Here is a 16,857-nt window from a genome sequence, read left to right on the forward strand (position 1 = left end):
ATTAATTAAATCCGGCTTTTTTAATGGTTAGTCAGGCAATATCTGTATCAGGGTTTTAAAATACTTTCCATCATCTGGTAAACAGCCTTTCTCTACCAGATCGAAAATCTCTTCTTCCCTACTCTTTGTATATTTTTTTGTTGAAGTATAAACTTCCATGCTTTTTAATGCTTCATTGTCAATTTGTGCCAAAGGAGTTTGAGTTAAATCAATATTTCCATTTGTTGACTGAATTGAAATTAGCACCATATTACTGGCAGTAAATCTGAATGCAGTAATGCTTTTGGGATCAACCTTAACAGCAAAATTAACTCTTCTCATCCACTGCTCATACATTACTTCACTAAACCAGGCTATTATTTCATCGGCTTTTTCAGGCTCCTCCTCCTTTATTGTTTTCCATTCTTCACCAGTAATAGTTTGTACCGATAAAAACTCAATAAACTCGTCCTTCAGATTTTCAAGCTCAGTTTTTGTCAGCTTCCTGTATTTTTTCATCCTTCTGCTTTCTTTTGGGGATTATTTCTATTCCCCCTATTATTGTTTGGTTTCCCTCCCTGTTTTTTTCCTTTGTAAAATTTGTTATTTCCTCCCTTATTTGAAGGTCCTCCCCCTTTGTTTTTATCAAACTTCCTGAAATTTTTCCTTTTATTTCCGGCTGGAGGTCTCTTTTCTATTACAGGGCTTTCTCCTAATGATTCTGGTAAAATTCCTCTTGGAACTTCCATCCCTATCATTCGTTCAATCTTGAATAGCTTACGCTGATCATCTTCATTAATAAAAGTTACAGCCTTACCTGTTCTTGAAGCTCTGGCAGTTCTTCCTACTCTGTGAACATAATCTTCAGGATCAGAAGGAGAATCATAGTTTACAACCAAATCTATACCATCCACATCAATACCACGAGCAAGGATGTCTGTACCAATTAGAACCCTTACTTGCTTATTCTTGAAATCACGCATTAAAGACTCTCTTTCAGGTTGCTCCAGATCTGAATGAAATGCTTTCACATTATATTTCTTCCTGATAAGCTCCTTTTCAAGATCTTTAACAATTTCTTTTCGGGATGCAAAGATAATTATACTTTCAAAATCACCATGATCAAGAAGCTGCATTAACAAAGGTGTCTTCTGTTTATTATAAACCGAATACACAACCTGTTCAACTCCTTCTGCTGGCTTTGATATTGAAATATTAACTTCTGCAGGATTATGTAAAATCTTATTTGCAAGTTCCCTGATCTTCTTAGGCATTGTAGCACTAAATAAGAGTGTCTGTCGCTTCTTTGGAATAAAAGAAATGATTCTTACGATATCATCATAAAAACCCATATCAAGCATCCTGTCAGCTTCATCCAGTACTAAATGTTGCAAATCAGAAAAATCAAAATCAATTGTATTTAGCTGTGACAATAATCTTCCGGGAGTGGCTACAATTATATCTACTCCCTGTTTCATTGCATGCTTTTGTCGTGTCCAGGTTGCACCATCACCACCACCATAAATAGGAATTGATGATGTGTTAGTAAAATATCCAAACCCCTGAAGCTGCTGATCAATTTGCTGAACTAATTCCCTTGTTGGTGCTAGTATCAATGTATTGATCTTGTTTGAACCTCTGTTAGTAATATTATTTAATACTGGTAATAGATAAGCAGCAGTCTTTCCTGTACCTGTCTGTGCACAACCTATCAAATCTCTACCTTGAAGTACTATTGGAATAGCCTGCTCCTGTATTGGAGTTGCATTTTCAAACCCCATAGACATTAGTCCATCTATCAGGGTTTCATTTAATTTAAGTTCTTGAAATTTCAAATGATCTTATTTTAATAATATGTAAATCTTAACCTAAAACAATTATTTGATTTACCAAAAAGTATATCAGGTTAATAAACAAATGATATACATTTTTCAAATTTAATCCTATAAAAATTAAATTGTATTATCATTTACCAATAATAAATTATCACCTCTATGAAATGCAGGATTGTTTTAATTCTTTTTTTTACAATACTTTACTTTAACTGTAATTCTCAGGAAATTAATTCGGCTTTAACTTCCCAATTGACTACATATAACCAAAATCGTAATCAAATTACCAAAACAGGAATGATAATTTTGGGTACATGGGCATTGTCTAATATTGCCTTAAACGGAGGGCTACTTTTACGAAACGGCAATTTAAACCAGGAAAATAAATACTTCATGCAAATGAATATTTACTGGAATACAGTAAATTTAGTAATTGCAGGCTATGGATTATACAACACCATCAATGGGGATGCTTATTTATCTCCTATTGAAAGCCTCGCTGAGCAAAATAAGATAGAAAAAATATTACTTTTCAATACAGGATTAGATGTTGCATACATTATGGGAGGACTGTGGTTACAGGAAAAGGGCAATTCTAAACACTCTGAAAGATTGAAAGGCTATGGTAAATCGTTAATTCTTCAGGGAAGCTTTTTAATTAGTTTTGATCTGATATTTTACTTGATTCATAAAAACCATTCTGATAATCTTGAAAAGATATTAAGCACTTTTCAAATAACTCAAAATGGACCAGGATTTAAATTCATCTTTTAATGAAAACATTAGTTTATTTAGTATTCTTAATAATATCACCCATTTATCTGGGTCAGAAAGATAACCTTGACAAGGTACTAAAGGATGCGGCGTCTAAAAACAGAATCTTGGTCATAGCTGCAGAAAAAGAAAAACATTCTCTAATTAGGGAACAGTACACCATTTGGAAAAAGGATACTGAAGGCTTTAAAGAAAGAGATTTAATTATAATTATACCTTCTGAAGCACACTGGATGATAAAGTCATACCCTTCATCAATACCTACTTATTATGTTCCTAATAAGAAACTGATCCAGCATTTCGAATTAGATTCCGGTCAATTATCAGTGGTTCTTATTGGAAAAGACACAGGAATAAAGGACATATCCCATGAAATTAACCAAAGTAATTATTGGTTTGATTTAATTGATAAAATGCCAATGAGAAAAACAGAAATGAATAATAATTAGTTTTGGGCCCTTTCTGAAAGATCTGATATTGTCTTTAAATTATTCTTTTCAGCAAATTCTTTTCTAACCATTAAAGCAAAAGTATTATTAAATCCTAGTTCGTTTAATAGTATGAAATTAAATCTTCTTGCAGATTCTTTAGACACATAATTAAAAACACTTCTTCTGTCAAACTCAAGTGAATCAATAATCCTCTGTTCTGGCTGTAACATTAAAAGCAAAGCTGTCCCGGTATATTCAGGGTAAATATCTATTTCATCATTTTTCATCGCTTCCATTAAAAGCTTGGTTCCTCCAAATCCAAATAGCCTTTCTACAGTCAAATCAGACTGGTATTCAATAAGTATTGAAATAATATTTGATAGAATATAGCTCTCTGTAAATGCCTTAGAACCAACTTTAATAACACCTGAAGTGCTAAATTTATTTTTTGAATGTATATTCAATAAATTTTTATTTTCAAGATATTGAAGTGCGACTTCTTCTGGTGTTCTCTTAAGAATATCAACTTGATAATTCAATGCTGTCATTGTACTATCATCGATTATAATTTGTTCCAGAATATCTTCAATAAAAGGATATCTATTCAGCACCTCCCTCCTTACAAATGGTGCAGCATAATAGGGAGGAAAATATGACTCATCATCTTCAAGGGAATAAAAACCAAATTCCATAATTCTTCCATCTGTCGAAAAGCCACTTATAACATCAACTTCCTTTTCATTTAAGGCTTTATACATCAAACCGATCTCCAATTCAATGTAGTCCATTTCAAAATTGTATTTACTAAATAGCCCTCTTAACCCATCTTCTCTTTCTATAAACTCCGAAGGGAAACCACCGACAAATCTGGTTTTATTTTTTAATCCATCTACCAAAACAAACGATGCTACAATTACGATTGTGAAGACAGCCGCTACAAGTGAAAGCCTTATCAATTGTCTAGAGCGTAATTTAGTTAATTTGCCAAGACCAAAGTCAAATGCTAATGCAAGTAATGAGGCTGGTATTGCCCCGGCAAGAATCATATTACTATTATTGAGTTGGATTCCTTTGAAGATAAACTCCCCTAACCCTCCTGCACCAATAAGAGCACTTAAAGTAGCTACCCCAACATTAATAACAGATGCTGTCCTGATGCCTGCAAAAATAACTGGCAAAGCAATCGGCAGCTTTATATTAAACAATACTTGTTTATGTGTCATTCCCATTCCTTTCCCCGCTTCAATTACAGCTTCATCAACCCCATCAATTCCGGCAAACGTATTTCTTACTATTGGTAATAATGCATAGAGAAATAAAGCTGCGATAGCAGGGACTTTCCCTATTCCCAAAATAGGAATCATAAAACCTAATAACGCAAGACTAGGAATAGTTTGAACAACATTAACTAAGGAAATAACCGGACTGCTTAATTTTCGTTTTTCAGAAATAATTATTCCTATTGTAACGCCAATAATAATTGCAATAAACAAACTAATTAGAGTAAGATAGATATGCTCGAAAGTCTGAGTTATAATCTCAGTTTTTTGATCAATAATGAATTGAAGAAAGTCAATCATTAATTTCTTGATTTATAATCAGACTTGAACATTTCGAATGCATTTAAAATATCAGTTCGTTGATCTGAAACACTCATTAGTTCTCTAATCGCCAATTTATCCTTATGACCATTTAACACTGATATAAATGGTTTAATATCTTTTACTTTTACAGCCTGGAGTTCTAGCTCAAATCTGTTTTCATCAAAAAATTGTTTTACAAAACTGTTATTTGGTGTAAAAAGCAGGTCCAAAACACTCCCTGCCTGCATCAATTCCCCCTCATGCAATAAAATGATAAGTTCTCCAAACTCAATAGCTTCCATTATATTATGGGTAACTAATACTGATGTAAATCCCAGATCAGATTGTATTTGTAAAAAATCATTTCTTATATCTCGAGCTGTAAGTGGATCCAGAGCACCAAAAGGCTCATCCATTAACACTAATTCTGCCTGTCCGATTAAAGCCCTGGCTATTCCTACTCGTTGCTGTTCTCCTCCACTTAATTGATCTGGCATTTTTCCAAGGTAAGACTTATCTATTTTCACAAAATCAATAAGCATATCAAGTCTTTCTTCAGCCTCTTTCCTATTCATATTTATAAGTTCAGGAACTGTCATAATATTTTCACGAACAGTTCTATGAGGAAACAAACCACCCTTCTGAATCATATATCCAATATTTCTTCTTAAAAGAACCGGGTTAAGATCATTTATGGTATCCCCATTCAAATAAATATCCCCTTTATCATGTTGTATAAGCTTATTTATAAGTTTGAGACTAGTAGTCTTTCCACTTCCACTTGTACCAAGAAAAACAATTCTGTTATAACTGGATGTATCAAAAGAAAGATCTTTTATTGCGGCCTTATTACCGAAATGTTTAAAAACATTATTAAATTGAATGTTCACCATTAGCTATAATAATACAGAATAAATTTCAGATTATTTAAAATATTATGCATGCAGACTTTAATTGTAAATTTTAAATCTTTACTTTTATAATTGAGCGAATTAGTTACACATTTTTAAATATTTTTTATGCAAAAAGAAAAATTAACCTATGAAATGGTTCAAAACATGGATCTGCCAAACATTATTGTTTACGCTGCTCCTGTAATGATTTCACTGGTAATTATTGAATGGGCAGTGAGTTTCTATAAAAATAAAAATAAATATAATGGTAAAGACACAATTGCAGCTACTGTTGTAGGCCTGGTAAATGTTGCTATTGGAGCGGGAATAAAAGTGATTACTTTCGGTATGGCAATTTTCTTTTATAACCTGGTTCCGTGGAGTGTACCGGCAACTTGGTGGTCTTTTATACTTTGTATTGTATGGATTGACTTCTGGAGATATATGTCACATAGAATTGGTCACGAGAGCCGGTTTTGGTGGGCAACTCACATAACACATCATAGTTCTAAAAAATACAACCTCTCTGTTTCATTTAGACTTGGCTGGACTCAATACCTAAAAATTATATTTTTCATTCCAGTATTTATCATAGGATTTAACCCGGTTGTATTCTTCATTTGCCACCAGATTGAAGTATTATATCAATTCTGGATTCATAGTGCCTATATTAAAAAGCTTCCGAGACCTATCGAATATATATTTACAACTCCTTCACATCACAGAGTTCATCATGCAACAAATCCTCAATACATTGATAAGAACTACGGTTCAACATTAATTATATGGGATAGAATGTTTGGAACATTTGAACCTGAAGTTGAAACACCTGTTTATGGGATTACCAAAGAGCTTGACAAACCTTATAATCCTGTATACCTATGCTTTCATGAATGGAGTGATATAATTAAAGATGTAAGAAGGGCTCGATCTATTAAAGAAGCATGGACATTAATATTTGCATCGCCTACAAGGATAAGTCAGTTACAGGAAGAAGGAAAATTACCTTCATCTGAAGCTGCATCAGATAACAGTGTACAAACTCGCAAACAAAAAAAGGCAGCTTAAGAAACCAATAATAAAATCTTAAATCAATAAAAAAGCACGATCAAAATTGATCGTGCTTTTCATTTTTATGATATATCTAAATAACGTTTTAGGCAGCTTTTCTTTTCTCTTGTTCATTAAGAGAAACTTGTTTTTGAGCTTTTAGCTTAATTACACCTACAGCATTCAAAACTTTAATCACTATATATGTTGGGTCGATTTCATGCCATCTGAATCCTCCAAAATTTGCTCTGTTCCCATGCTTGTGGTGGTTATTATGATAACTTTCACCCATCATAAGGAAATCAAATGGTAGGAAGTTCTTAGATGTATCGCCAACTTTAAAGTTCACATAACCATACTTGTGAGCAAACCAGTTGATAATTGCTCCATGTATTGGAGATAATGCAAACTGCATAGGAAGCAATAACCATAACCACCATACATCAGCATATTGCCAGTAAATAAATACATAAATAGCACCCCAGAATACTCTTGATACCCATGAACGTGCAAATTTATCAAATGGATCCCACTCTGGAACTCCTGTTGTAAATCGAGGATCTACATCCATTTTACGATTTGCTATAGCACTATAAATAGTTTTAGTTTTCCACATCATTTTCCAGATACTCTCATCATACTTTGGAGAGTGAGGATCATTTGGTGTATCAGCATATGCGTGGTGCATTCTGTGCATTACTCCATAACCATAAGGACTCAGGTAATTTGAACCTTGAAAAATCCATGTCAAAACAAAAAACACTTTTTCCATGCCTTTTGACATTGTAAAAGCTGCATGAGATGCATATCGATGTAGGAAAAATGTTTGAAAGAATAGTGACAAATACCAATGTGCCACAAAAAACGTTAATATAACTTCCATAGAATTAAACAGTAAAATTTTAAATATATCTATCCCTTTACTGTAAAGACAGGAAACATTTTGATTTGTGACAAAATGATTAAAAAAAAATTATTTTTTTCTGAATTTAGACTCAATGTCTTTTTTAAGATCTGCTAAAAATGCCGCAGAATTACCCGTACAAGCATTTTTAAAGCTATCAGTAAGGTGGGAATTATTATTTTCTTTTGTAATCAAAAAATTCTTATCTTCTTTTATCTTATTACTTGCTCTACTAAAAAGCTTTCGGCAATTGTCAACTTTCTTATCAATTACCTCCTGAATTTCTTCGTATTCAAAGTTAAAAACCTCTCTCATTAAGAAAACAGCTTTCTCAACAGGTTCTAACTTATTTTGAAGATAATTTAAAGCTGATGAGATTTCGTTATCAAGATCGAAATTAAGTATTTCGCTTTCCTTAATTCGTTGGACCCATTCAGATTGTTGTAACGAATCCAGATATTCGGTTTTCTTGGATTTAATTGATTCCAAATGATTAAGGCACTTATTGGTAACGACTTTTATCAAATATGCCTTCGCATTATCTATATGTGTTTTATCAATGGTAAACCATTTTAGAAAAGCATCTTGCACAATATCTTGAGCATCTTCCATAGACCCTACCATCCTGTATGCTATGGATTCTAAGATATTTCTATACTTATATACCTCTATCGTTAATTCTGCTGCCACTTTACTTTTCTTATATAATATATCAAAGTTATGAAATACAGCAGCAATTAAAAATCTAATAAAATAAAATTAACTCAAATTAAGTACATGAGAAGAATTCTAATGCCTGTATTACTAAAATAATGACATTTGTGACTGGTCTGATGACTCCTCCACTTGATTTTTTTTGGCAGGCTTGTTTGGTTTTGGTGCAGTAGATACCTTCTTTTGTTCAACCTTTGGTGGTTCAACAGTCTTCACTATTGTTTGTTTTACTTCTTTTTGTTTCACCACAGGATTATCACTTCCGGAATAAACAGTAATCTGAGATCTAAACCACTCAGCCATCCCCATCTTCTCTTTTGCAAGAATTTGCTTCAATTCACTTAGCTCAGTCGCATTAACTTTGAAGCTAACCTGATGTATTCTTGGATTGTTTTTCTTAAAGTGTTCTCCTTTAGGCATATCTTTAAAGTATACTTAATAATTCAAAGATAATAATAAGTATACTTAATAATCAAGGATTTTATTCTATTTATTAGGTAAACCATAAATAAAGAGATTTTATTAAGTATTCTAAATAATATCAAACCCTTTTTTGGTTAGAAATTTATCAACAAAACGGTTAAATCTATTAATCTCAAATTTTCTGATAACCAGATCAACTCTTTCATTAGAAGTCAGAACTACTGAAGCAATTTTTGCTCCTTGATATTGATCTGTTTCTTTTAGACTTTTAATATTGATTTTTGCTATTTCATTAAATTTAATAGAAATACCATATTCATCGTTGCGGGATCTGAACCTAATCAAAATACCCTGTTTTAGTAGTTGGATATTACAATCTTTAGAGGCATTCGTTTTAAAAATAAGCTCATTAATGTCTTGATCTGTTGAATCAACTAGGATCAATCTTGGACTGCCAATACCTCCTAATCGAAGACTTTCCCAAAATGTATAGGGGTCTCCTACCTGAGAATATATCTCATCCCAAATTTCTTTATAATATGTGGATAGTGTATAAAGTCGCATACAAAAAAAAGCCCACTGAATAATCAGTGAGCCTCACCTCGATATCTTAATAACTATATTTTTACTAAAAAGGTTTCAATAAATTTTAAAATTTCACTTCAGGAGCTTTTTCACTTCCTTCATCAGCCTCAAAATATGGATATGCATCAAACCCATACATTCCAGCCAACATATTTCTTGGAAAAGTTTTTATTAATGAATTATGATCTCTAACTGTATCATTATAGCGATCTCTGGCTACCTGAATTCTGTTTTCCGTACCTTCTAATTGAGCTTGAAGTTCCAGGAAGTTCTGATTAGCTTTTAAATCAGGATATCTTTCTACTGCAACAAGTAGTCTAGATAGTGCACCATTAAGTTCACCTTGTGCAGCCTGGAACTGAGCCATTGTTTCTGCATTCAGATTTGAAGCATCAATATTTACACTTGTAGCTTTAGCTCTGGCTTCGATTACTTGTGTAAGAGTTTCTCTTTCGAAATCTGCATATCCTTTAACGGTATTGACAAGATTAGGAATTAAATCAGCTCTACGCTGATACTGAGTTTCAACTTGTGCCCATTGTTTTTCGACAACCTCTTGAGAGGTTACCATCTTATTATAATTACCAGCGAAGAAATTATAACCTATTAAAACTACAACAGCGGCAATAGCTAAAAATATAATTAATCCTTTTTTCATACTTTAATATTTTGTAACCTGTTTTTGTTGCTATAAATTACTGACAAATTACTAGCCGAACAATGAATATTAAAAGCTCTTCGACTTTTTTTTATCATCCAAAGCAATTTTATACTTTTATATTGCTTGTTTGCTTAATCCTGGTATCGTTTACTTCGTTCGCACAGCTTGCTGAGCTTCCTGAAGTTAATAAGTTTGTAGTAGATCAAAGCAATACCTTATCTGAGGTAGAAGTCGAAACGCTTAATACTAAGTTAGCAAATTTTGAGAAAGAGACGGGTTCACAAGTAGTAGTAATTTTTGTTCCTACTACAGAACCTGAAGATATAGCTCAGTATTCAATTCGCTTGGCAGATAAAATTAAAGCAGGTAGAGAAGATGTCGAGGATGGAGTAATTGTACTGATTGCCAAAAATGATCGCAGAATGCGAATTGAAGTTGGTTACGGTCTCGAAGGTGCCATTCCTGATATTTATGCCAAAAGAATTATCGAAAACATTATGAAACCGGATTTCAGAAATGGTGAATTCTACTCCGGTGTAAATAATGCTACTGATGCTCTTTTCAAATTAATTAGAGGTGAAGAATTACCGCTACCCGAAAATAATGAGGTTGATGACCCAAATCAGTTATTTGAGTTATTACCCTTTTTTGTGATTTTCGGTATTATATTTTTATCTATTATAAAAGCCATTCTAAGAAAAGTAGTAGGGAAAACAGCTAGCAGAATAATAGTTTTTATACTTACAGCCCTTATTGTTGGTTTCCTTGTCAATTTCATTGTAGGCATTATTGCAGGTCTTTTTGCTGCGCTTATTGACAGCAGAGGTGGACACGGGGGTCGTGGTGGCGGAAGATACTACGGACCTATGGGAGGTGGTTTCGGCGGCGGAGGATTCGGCGGCGGAGGCGGAGGCTTCGGTGGATTCTCCGGAGGCGGAGGTGGTTTCGGAGGTGGAGGTGCTTCAGGAGGCTGGTAATTAATATTGAGATTATTATGAAAAAGTTTAATAAACAAGAAGAAGAAAATATCCTTCAGGCAATCAGAAAGCTTGAAAAAAATACATCTGGAGAATTCGTTCCTTACATCTCTAAAATATCTGATGATTATGATGAAGGAACATGGTTTTTTGCTTCAATTGTATCATTATTCATTTTTGCTTCTTTAGCAATAGCCAGTTACTTGTGGCTTATTCCAAATCAGATTACATTTTTTGTAGTAGGGTTGTATTCTCTAATCCTGTTGTCCATTTGTATCCTGGCTTGTAAGTTCAGCGACAAATTCAGATTACTATTTGTATCTGCTGAGAAAAAGCATGAAAGGGTAATGTCAGCAGCAGAAACTGCTTTTCTTGAAGAAGAAGTATTTAATACCAACCACAGAACTGGTATTCTACTTTACATTTCGATAGCTGAAAAAGAAGTAGTTATTATGGGTGATTCAGGGATTAACTCTCAGGTTAAATTTGAAGACTGGAAAGCCATTGTTGATATAGTAATTACTGGTATCAAAGAAAAGAAAATAGCTGAATCAATGGTCAAAGCTATTGAAAGTTCAGAGAAGTTACTATTAGAACATAGGTTTCCTGCATCAGAAAGCCCTGAAAATGAGTTATCAGATAGAATCAGATATAGATATTAGATATTAATTTTATGCCGATTTCTTAGGTGACCTATATTGAAAATACCACAATACCTCAGCTAATGCTTTTTGGATGGAAGTATTAATTGGAAATTTATCTGTAGCAAGCTTATAATCAATCGCTAATAAACGATAAAAGTAATCGGAACATACAGGCAATGTATTTTTGACTTCTTCATCTCCATTTATCTCCATAATCCGGGTTGAATATGCCTCTTTTATTTGTTGACATACCAATAAAGATTTGACTGATTCCTTTTTTCTAACTGTAGAATAACCAAATAACCTGCAAATTAACCCTCGATACTTATATTCTGAGCAAAATCCACTTTTGTTCTCACTTGATAATGTGGAAAGAATAACACAGATATCTGTTTTATTTTCAACGAGACTTTCATACATCGCCTCAGCTCTTCCGCTTTTAAATAAATAATATGCTAATGGTAAAAACTCAAGTACAGAGGCTTCAATATCAGGTTTAAAACAACAAGCCCCACAGGAGCTAATGCAAGAATATCCTAAATTGCCCTTTGCATTACTAATTTCCAGGTCGAGATCTTGAAACACCCGTTCCACCAATCTCACTTTGCGAACCAGATTCATAAAAAAGTGTCGCGAAAATAATATAATAACCTCTATATTTTACGTTAACAAAAGAGATTTTTATTTATTAATAACTTAATTTAGTCTAAATGCCTTATTATCTTTGTATTGACTTAAGGTTTAACAAAAATCATAACTAAATAATGACCAGCTTTAAATTTAGAATTGCAATTTTATTAATCGCCTTTTGCACCAGCTTTAGTGCGGTATCTCAGGAAAGTGAAGAAGATGATGAACTATTGAAAGGAGATCTGAAAGGTCAATATGAAGAACTTCTGGACTTATCCAAAACATATAACACTGTAAAAACTGTTAGACTTGACCGATTAGCCTATTTTAAACAGTCTCTTAATGACTCTTTAGCAGCTTTTAATGCAAGAAAAGACAGCTTACAGTCTGTTATTAAAAATCAGACTACTGAAATTGAAGCACTTAATGGCAATGTTTCTACCCTGACTTCAAGTAATGAAGATCTTCAGACCAGGGTTGATAATCTTATGTTTTTAGGCATGCCTGTGAGTAAAACAGGATACGTTACTTTCAGTTTAATATTATTTGCTGTACTTGGTTTACTTGGAGGATTCTTCTTTTGGCAATATAAAAGAAGTAATTCCCTGACTAAGGAAGCAAAGAAAAATCTTAAAACTAAAGAAGACGAGTTACAAGACTTCAGGCAACGTACTCAGGAGAAAGAAATTAAGATTATGAGAGAACTTCAAGATCAACGAAATACTGTTGATGAATTGAGAAAGAAACTTTCAATGAAATAATTTTAGTATACAGGTAACTTAAAATATTTATTACTACTTGCAAAATCAATTAAATTACCTTTAAAAAGAACATATAAGTCAGGTCTAATTATTAATGACCTGACTTTTTTTATTCCTAATTTATTAAGTATTTCCCTGCTTATATTTTCATTTTCCCTGAAAATCACTACCTCCATAGGTTCAACTTTTTTAATTAAATACCCTAACAGTTCATCAGAAAGCTCTTCGGAAGTAATTAGAGTAAATTTCCCATATAATTTTTCAATCTCTGAGGCAAATTTCGAAGGTTTGCTTACTAAAACAGGTAAATTAAAGCTCCTATCAATAATATTAGTTTCCCCACTATTTAATGCCTTTTGTGTTATTTTTAAAGGAGTATTTAATAACTCAAGTGGCTTAAGTAAATACTTTAGTCTTGTGGTAAAAAGAAATCCTGTCAAGAGTGTTAATCCAATATATTTCTTTACGTTTGGTATTCTCTCTCGAGGATATGTCTCCAAAAGATTAAGGTTTTCTTTATTATGATAACTCAACGCAACTTTCCAGGCCAAGTTGTTGGCATCCCTTATTCCTGAACAAAGCCCCTCGCCTATATAAGGTGGCATTGTATGAGCTGAATCTCCTGCTAGAATAATATTATTCCGAATCCACTCGGTAACTATTTTTGCTTCAAAATTGTATATATCCGCATGAAGAACTCTTTTTATTTTAACCTCTGCAACCTGTTCTATCTTTTCCCGGGAAGGCAGTTCTTCTGTATTCTGACAAGTAAATTCTACCCTCACTCTATTTTTAAACCCCATCCTGACATAGCTGTCGTTCGTAGAGCAAAATTTTTCTATTCTGTTTAAATAGTTAATCTTGTCTTCTGTTACAAAATCAACTTTATAATTAGATTTAGCAAACGGGTATTTAGTATACTTAATATCAAGTAACCTAGCTACCATACTATTTGCTCCATCAGTCCCAATCAAATAGCTAAACTTTTGAATATACTCTCCTTCTTGAGACTTTATATTTGCCTCGTTATTAATTAATTCTGTTAGTTCATTACCATATCTAAAACTTATATAATCCGAAGAATTAACTTTTTGGATTAACTCGGCTTCTAATTCATTTTGATCAAAAAAATATGAAGACCCATCAAATCTATTAGTGTATTTAAGTTTTGCTTCTAAGAATGTGTTATTGCTTTTTTTGTTTATAAGATACAGACCTTCTGAATAATAAGTTTTAGCATCAATATAACTACCAAGTCCCACCATTCTTAAAATACCCATAACTTCACCATCCAAATGAATGGCTCTTGGAATACCTGGTAACGATCGCCTTTTTTCGATTATTATACTTGGAACCTGAAACTTATCCAAAATCAATGCAGTCAATAACCCTACAGGTCCTGCACCTACAATTAAAACAGGGTCATTCACTAATTTTCTTTTCTTTTATCAGGATACAATTTATTGAATTTTTCGACTTTGGGTCTAATAATTATATTGCAATATGGTTGTTCGGGATGGTCATTATAATAATTATCATGTTCAACCTCAGCCGGATAAAATTCTCCCGCAGGTGTAATTTCCGTAACAACTGGATTTTCAAATATCTCCATTTTGTCAAGCTGCATCTTATATTCTTCAGCTACTAATCTTTGGTGTTCTGTATAATAGAAAATTGCCGATCTATACTGAGTGCCCACATCGTATCCTTGACGATTTAGGGTTGTTGGATCATGAATATTCCAGAATACTTCAAGAATCTCTTCAATTTTCACAATCGAAGGGTCATATTCCACTTCTACAACTTCAGCATGCCCGGTGGTTCCCATTGCTACTTCTCTATAAGGTGGATTTTTAACATGCCCTCCCATATATCCGGACTTAACCCTATTTATACCCTTCATCCGTTGTAACACCGCTTCAATACACCAAAAACATCCTGCACCTAATGAAATTTTCTCCATATCAATAAAATTGACTTATAAATTCACTATAACTAATAATTCTAGTATCAGAAATACTTTTCAATTTTGAAAATAAAACTGTAAACCTTGAATCTTGTTCCAATAGGCCTATAGAAGGTTCCAGATTAGTTTCATTGATTTCTATGTTAACACTATGGTATTTATTTAATCCTATTTGAAGACTTGAGTTTTCTATTCTCAGATTACCTGAATTAAGTAAGTAAACAATCCTCTTCTTATGCACATCTATAAACCTATTATCACCATATTCCTCTACATTAGTAAATGAATATTTCCTATATGACTGAAAGACAAAGTTGTTAATGATTAACTGTTGATTTGTAGAGTATTTAAACTCGAATAACCCTTCTCTTCTCTTTATTGAAACTTGATTATTGTTACTTATCAGGTAATTATCAACTCTTGATTCTTCTACAAACTCTGCATCATTGAACAGTTGTTCAAAATCAACTTTTTGTACTTCATAATCAAAAAACCAACGAATTTCATAAGTATTTGAGGCTATCATTACAATCAGTCATAGGCTTTTCCGTAGATATCCGTATAAGTTTTTATTTCAGACAATGTAACTCGCCTGAAAATATGATCTCTGGTTATTTGTTTAGTATCTTTTAATCCTGCAGACGCTAACAATTCCCTGAAGCTGTGAAGGGTTTCCTTGTGAAAATTAGACACCCTATCTATCTTATGTTTAACTACTAGCCCTTGTGTTAAAAACGGATCTTGTGTTGCCACACCTGATGGGCATGTATTTAAATTACACTCAAGTGCCTGAATACATCCAATTGCCAGCATCATTGCTCTTGCAGAATAGCAGAAATCAGCTCCTAAAGCAAATGCACGAAAGATATCAAATCCGGTAACAATTTTACCAGAGCAACCTAACACTATTTCATCTTTAAGGCCTTTTCTGACTAAAATAGTATATGCGGTTGATAACCCTTCCTTAAATGGCATCCCTACAGAATTACTAAATTCCAGTGGAGCAGCACCCGTCCCTCCTTCTCCTCCATCAATAGTTATATAATCAGGATAAATTCCTGAATTTAATATCTCATCACATAGTGCTTCAAATTCAACGGGGTTCCCCATACACATCTTAAATCCTACTGGTTTTCCTCCTGAAGCATTTCTCAGTCTTTCTACAAATTCAAGTAACCCCCTATGTCCCTTCCCTTTAAATTCTTTATGATACGGTGGTGACACAACCTGGGTATGTGGTTTAACACCTCTTATACTTGCAATTTCTGCATTATTCTTCTTTGCAGGCAATATACCTCCATGACCAGGTTTGGCTCCCTGAGATAATTTTAATTCAATCATTTTGACGGATTCTGCAGCAGCATTCTGCTTAAACATCTCTTCATCAAAATCACCTTCATGAGTTCTACAACCAAAATATCCTGTACCTATTTGCCAAATAAGGTCTCCCTCATAATTTAGATGGTGTCTACTTATCCCTCCTTCACCTGTATTATGCGCAAACCCACCTTTTTTGGCACCCCCATTTAATGCCAGAATTGCATTTGCAGAAAGTGATCCATAGCTCATCGCAGAAATATTCAAAATTGAAGCACTGTAAGGTTTTTTACATTGCTTACCTCCTATTGTAATTCTAATATCTTCTGGTATATCTTCTAAAGCTAAAGGATCGATAGAGTGATTCATCCATTCATATCCTTCTTCATAAACCAATTCTCTTGTTCCAAAAGGAAGTGTATCAACAGTGTTTTTAGCCCTTTGATAAACTAATGATCGTAAATTGCGATTAATTGGAGTTCCGTTAGTTTCTCCTTCAATAAAATATTGATACACTTTTGGACCCATAGATTCAAGTACGTATCTCAAACGGCCTACTATCGGGAAATTACGTTTAATAGAGTGCCATGGCTGTAAAATATCATACCAACCAAGCAAAAATACAGGTGATAAAACTAATAAAACAGTAATAAACAGCTTGTTGACCCATAATCCTAAAACAATCAAAAGAATCAACAATAGTAATGAAGTATATATAAATGATTTCCGCATT

At 33.2% G+C, this 16,857-nt stretch carries 20 protein-coding genes; 6 read left to right on the top strand and 14 right to left on the bottom strand.

The features are described 5' to 3' along the window. Positions 1–27 precede the first annotated feature (27 nt). Positions 28–498 (bottom strand): DUF6495 family protein, encoded by a 471-nt coding sequence (locus HH304_RS16455; RefSeq protein ID WP_169683847.1) that lies wholly within the window; start codon positions 496–498, stop codon positions 28–30. Further along, complete coding sequence (locus tag HH304_RS16460) at positions 495–1,814, bottom strand: DEAD/DEAH box helicase (RefSeq protein ID WP_271711663.1); 1,320 nt, start codon at positions 1,812–1,814, stop codon at positions 495–497. Before HH304_RS16460 ends, HH304_RS16455 begins: the two co-directional genes overlap by 4 nt. A 294-nt stretch (positions 1,815–2,108) precedes the next feature. Between HH304_RS16460 and HH304_RS16465 the strand changes: the two genes are divergently transcribed. After that, positions 2,109–2,585 (top strand): DUF6992 family protein, encoded by a 477-nt coding sequence (locus HH304_RS16465; RefSeq protein WP_169683854.1) that lies wholly within the window; start codon positions 2,109–2,111, stop codon positions 2,583–2,585. Further along, complete coding sequence (locus HH304_RS16470; protein WP_169683864.1) at positions 2,585–3,034, top strand: DUF4174 domain-containing protein; 450 nt, start codon at positions 2,585–2,587, stop codon at positions 3,032–3,034. The genes HH304_RS16465 and HH304_RS16470 overlap by 1 nt, the downstream gene beginning before the upstream one ends. Here the strand turns inward: HH304_RS16470 and HH304_RS16475 are convergent. After that, positions 3,031–4,596, bottom strand: a complete 1,566-nt coding sequence (locus HH304_RS16475; protein WP_169683874.1) for an ABC transporter permease/substrate-binding protein — start codon at positions 4,594–4,596, stop codon at positions 3,031–3,033. The genes HH304_RS16470 and HH304_RS16475 overlap by 4 nt on opposite strands. Continuing rightward, positions 4,596–5,492: an ATP-binding cassette domain-containing protein gene (locus tag HH304_RS16480; RefSeq protein ID WP_169683965.1), complete on the bottom strand. Its 897-nt coding sequence runs from the start codon at positions 5,490–5,492 to the stop codon at positions 4,596–4,598. Before HH304_RS16480 ends, HH304_RS16475 begins: the two co-directional genes overlap by 1 nt. A 126-nt stretch (positions 5,493–5,618) precedes the next feature. On the opposite strand from HH304_RS16480, the gene HH304_RS16485 reads away from it, so the two are divergent. After that, the gene (locus tag HH304_RS16485; RefSeq protein WP_169684015.1) at positions 5,619–6,560 is read left to right on the top strand and encodes a sterol desaturase family protein; all 942 of its coding nucleotides are present in this window, start codon (positions 5,619–5,621) and stop codon (positions 6,558–6,560) included. Between the two features lie 88 nt (positions 6,561–6,648). Here HH304_RS16485 and HH304_RS16490 read toward each other — a convergent pair whose 3' ends face one another. The 5 genes from HH304_RS16490 to HH304_RS16510 all read right to left on the bottom strand — a co-directional run bounded on the left by HH304_RS16490 (position 6,649) and on the right by HH304_RS16510 (position 9,826). Continuing rightward, positions 6,649–7,425: an acyl-CoA desaturase gene (locus HH304_RS16490; protein WP_169684020.1), complete on the bottom strand. Its 777-nt coding sequence runs from the start codon at positions 7,423–7,425 to the stop codon at positions 6,649–6,651. Between the two features lie 90 nt (positions 7,426–7,515). Next, positions 7,516–8,136 carry a sigma-70 family RNA polymerase sigma factor gene (locus tag HH304_RS16495; protein WP_169684023.1) on the bottom strand — a complete coding sequence of 207 codons (621 nt, stop codon included), beginning with the start codon at positions 8,134–8,136 and terminating at the stop codon, positions 7,516–7,518. A 114-nt stretch (positions 8,137–8,250) separates the two neighbouring features. Next, positions 8,251–8,580: a hypothetical protein gene (locus tag HH304_RS16500; protein ID WP_169684025.1), complete on the bottom strand. Its 330-nt coding sequence runs from the start codon at positions 8,578–8,580 to the stop codon at positions 8,251–8,253. A gap of 111 nt (positions 8,581–8,691) precedes the next feature. Beyond that, positions 8,692–9,147 (bottom strand): hypothetical protein, encoded by a 456-nt coding sequence (locus HH304_RS16505; RefSeq protein WP_169684028.1) that lies wholly within the window; start codon positions 9,145–9,147, stop codon positions 8,692–8,694. A gap of 85 nt (positions 9,148–9,232) precedes the next feature. Further along, positions 9,233–9,826, bottom strand: coding sequence for a LemA family protein (locus HH304_RS16510; protein ID WP_169684030.1), 594 nt, complete (start codon positions 9,824–9,826; stop codon positions 9,233–9,235). A gap of 62 nt (positions 9,827–9,888) precedes the next feature. On the opposite strand from HH304_RS16510, the gene HH304_RS16515 reads away from it, so the two are divergent. Further along, a complete protein-coding gene (locus HH304_RS16515; protein ID WP_169684031.1) occupies positions 9,889–10,806 on the top strand; it encodes a TPM domain-containing protein in 918 nt (305 codons plus the stop codon). Between the two features lie 17 nt (positions 10,807–10,823). Continuing rightward, complete coding sequence (locus HH304_RS16520) at positions 10,824–11,468, top strand: TPM domain-containing protein (protein ID WP_169684034.1); 645 nt, start codon at positions 10,824–10,826, stop codon at positions 11,466–11,468. A gap of 9 nt (positions 11,469–11,477) precedes the next feature. Here the strand turns inward: HH304_RS16520 and HH304_RS16525 are convergent, their stop codons facing one another. Next, positions 11,478–12,053, bottom strand: coding sequence for a YkgJ family cysteine cluster protein (locus HH304_RS16525; protein WP_169684037.1), 576 nt, complete (start codon positions 12,051–12,053; stop codon positions 11,478–11,480). Positions 12,054–12,214: 161 nt separating this feature from the next. Here HH304_RS16525 and HH304_RS16530 point away from each other — a divergent pair, with 161 nt between their 5' ends. Then, positions 12,215–12,841: a hypothetical protein gene (locus HH304_RS16530; RefSeq protein WP_169684039.1), complete on the top strand. Its 627-nt coding sequence runs from the start codon at positions 12,215–12,217 to the stop codon at positions 12,839–12,841. Between the two features lie 2 nt (positions 12,842–12,843). Here the strand turns inward: HH304_RS16530 and HH304_RS16535 are convergent, their stop codons facing one another. The 4 genes from HH304_RS16535 to HH304_RS16550 are packed head-to-tail and all read right to left on the bottom strand — an operon-like array spanning position 12,844 to position 16,856. Next, the gene (locus HH304_RS16535) at positions 12,844–14,271 is read right to left on the bottom strand and encodes an FAD-dependent monooxygenase (RefSeq protein ID WP_169684042.1); all 1,428 of its coding nucleotides are present in this window, start codon (positions 14,269–14,271) and stop codon (positions 12,844–12,846) included. Beyond that, positions 14,271–14,804 carry a peptide-methionine (S)-S-oxide reductase MsrA gene (msrA, locus tag HH304_RS16540; RefSeq protein WP_169684044.1) on the bottom strand — a complete coding sequence of 178 codons (534 nt, stop codon included), beginning with the start codon at positions 14,802–14,804 and terminating at the stop codon, positions 14,271–14,273. The genes HH304_RS16535 and msrA overlap by 1 nt, the downstream gene beginning before the upstream one ends. Before the next feature lies 1 nt (position 14,805). Next, complete coding sequence (locus HH304_RS16545; protein ID WP_169684046.1) at positions 14,806–15,333, bottom strand: hypothetical protein; 528 nt, start codon at positions 15,331–15,333, stop codon at positions 14,806–14,808. Positions 15,334–15,338: 5 nt separating this feature from the next. After that, positions 15,339–16,856, bottom strand: a complete 1,518-nt coding sequence (locus HH304_RS16550; protein ID WP_169684049.1) for an FMN-binding glutamate synthase family protein — start codon at positions 16,854–16,856, stop codon at positions 15,339–15,341. Position 16,857: the final 1 nt, after the last annotated feature.

It is taken from the genome of Marinigracilibium pacificum (genome assembly GCF_012926615.1).
In the GTDB taxonomy this organism is placed as follows: domain Bacteria; phylum Bacteroidota; class Bacteroidia; order Cytophagales; family Cyclobacteriaceae; genus Mangrovivirga; species Mangrovivirga pacifica.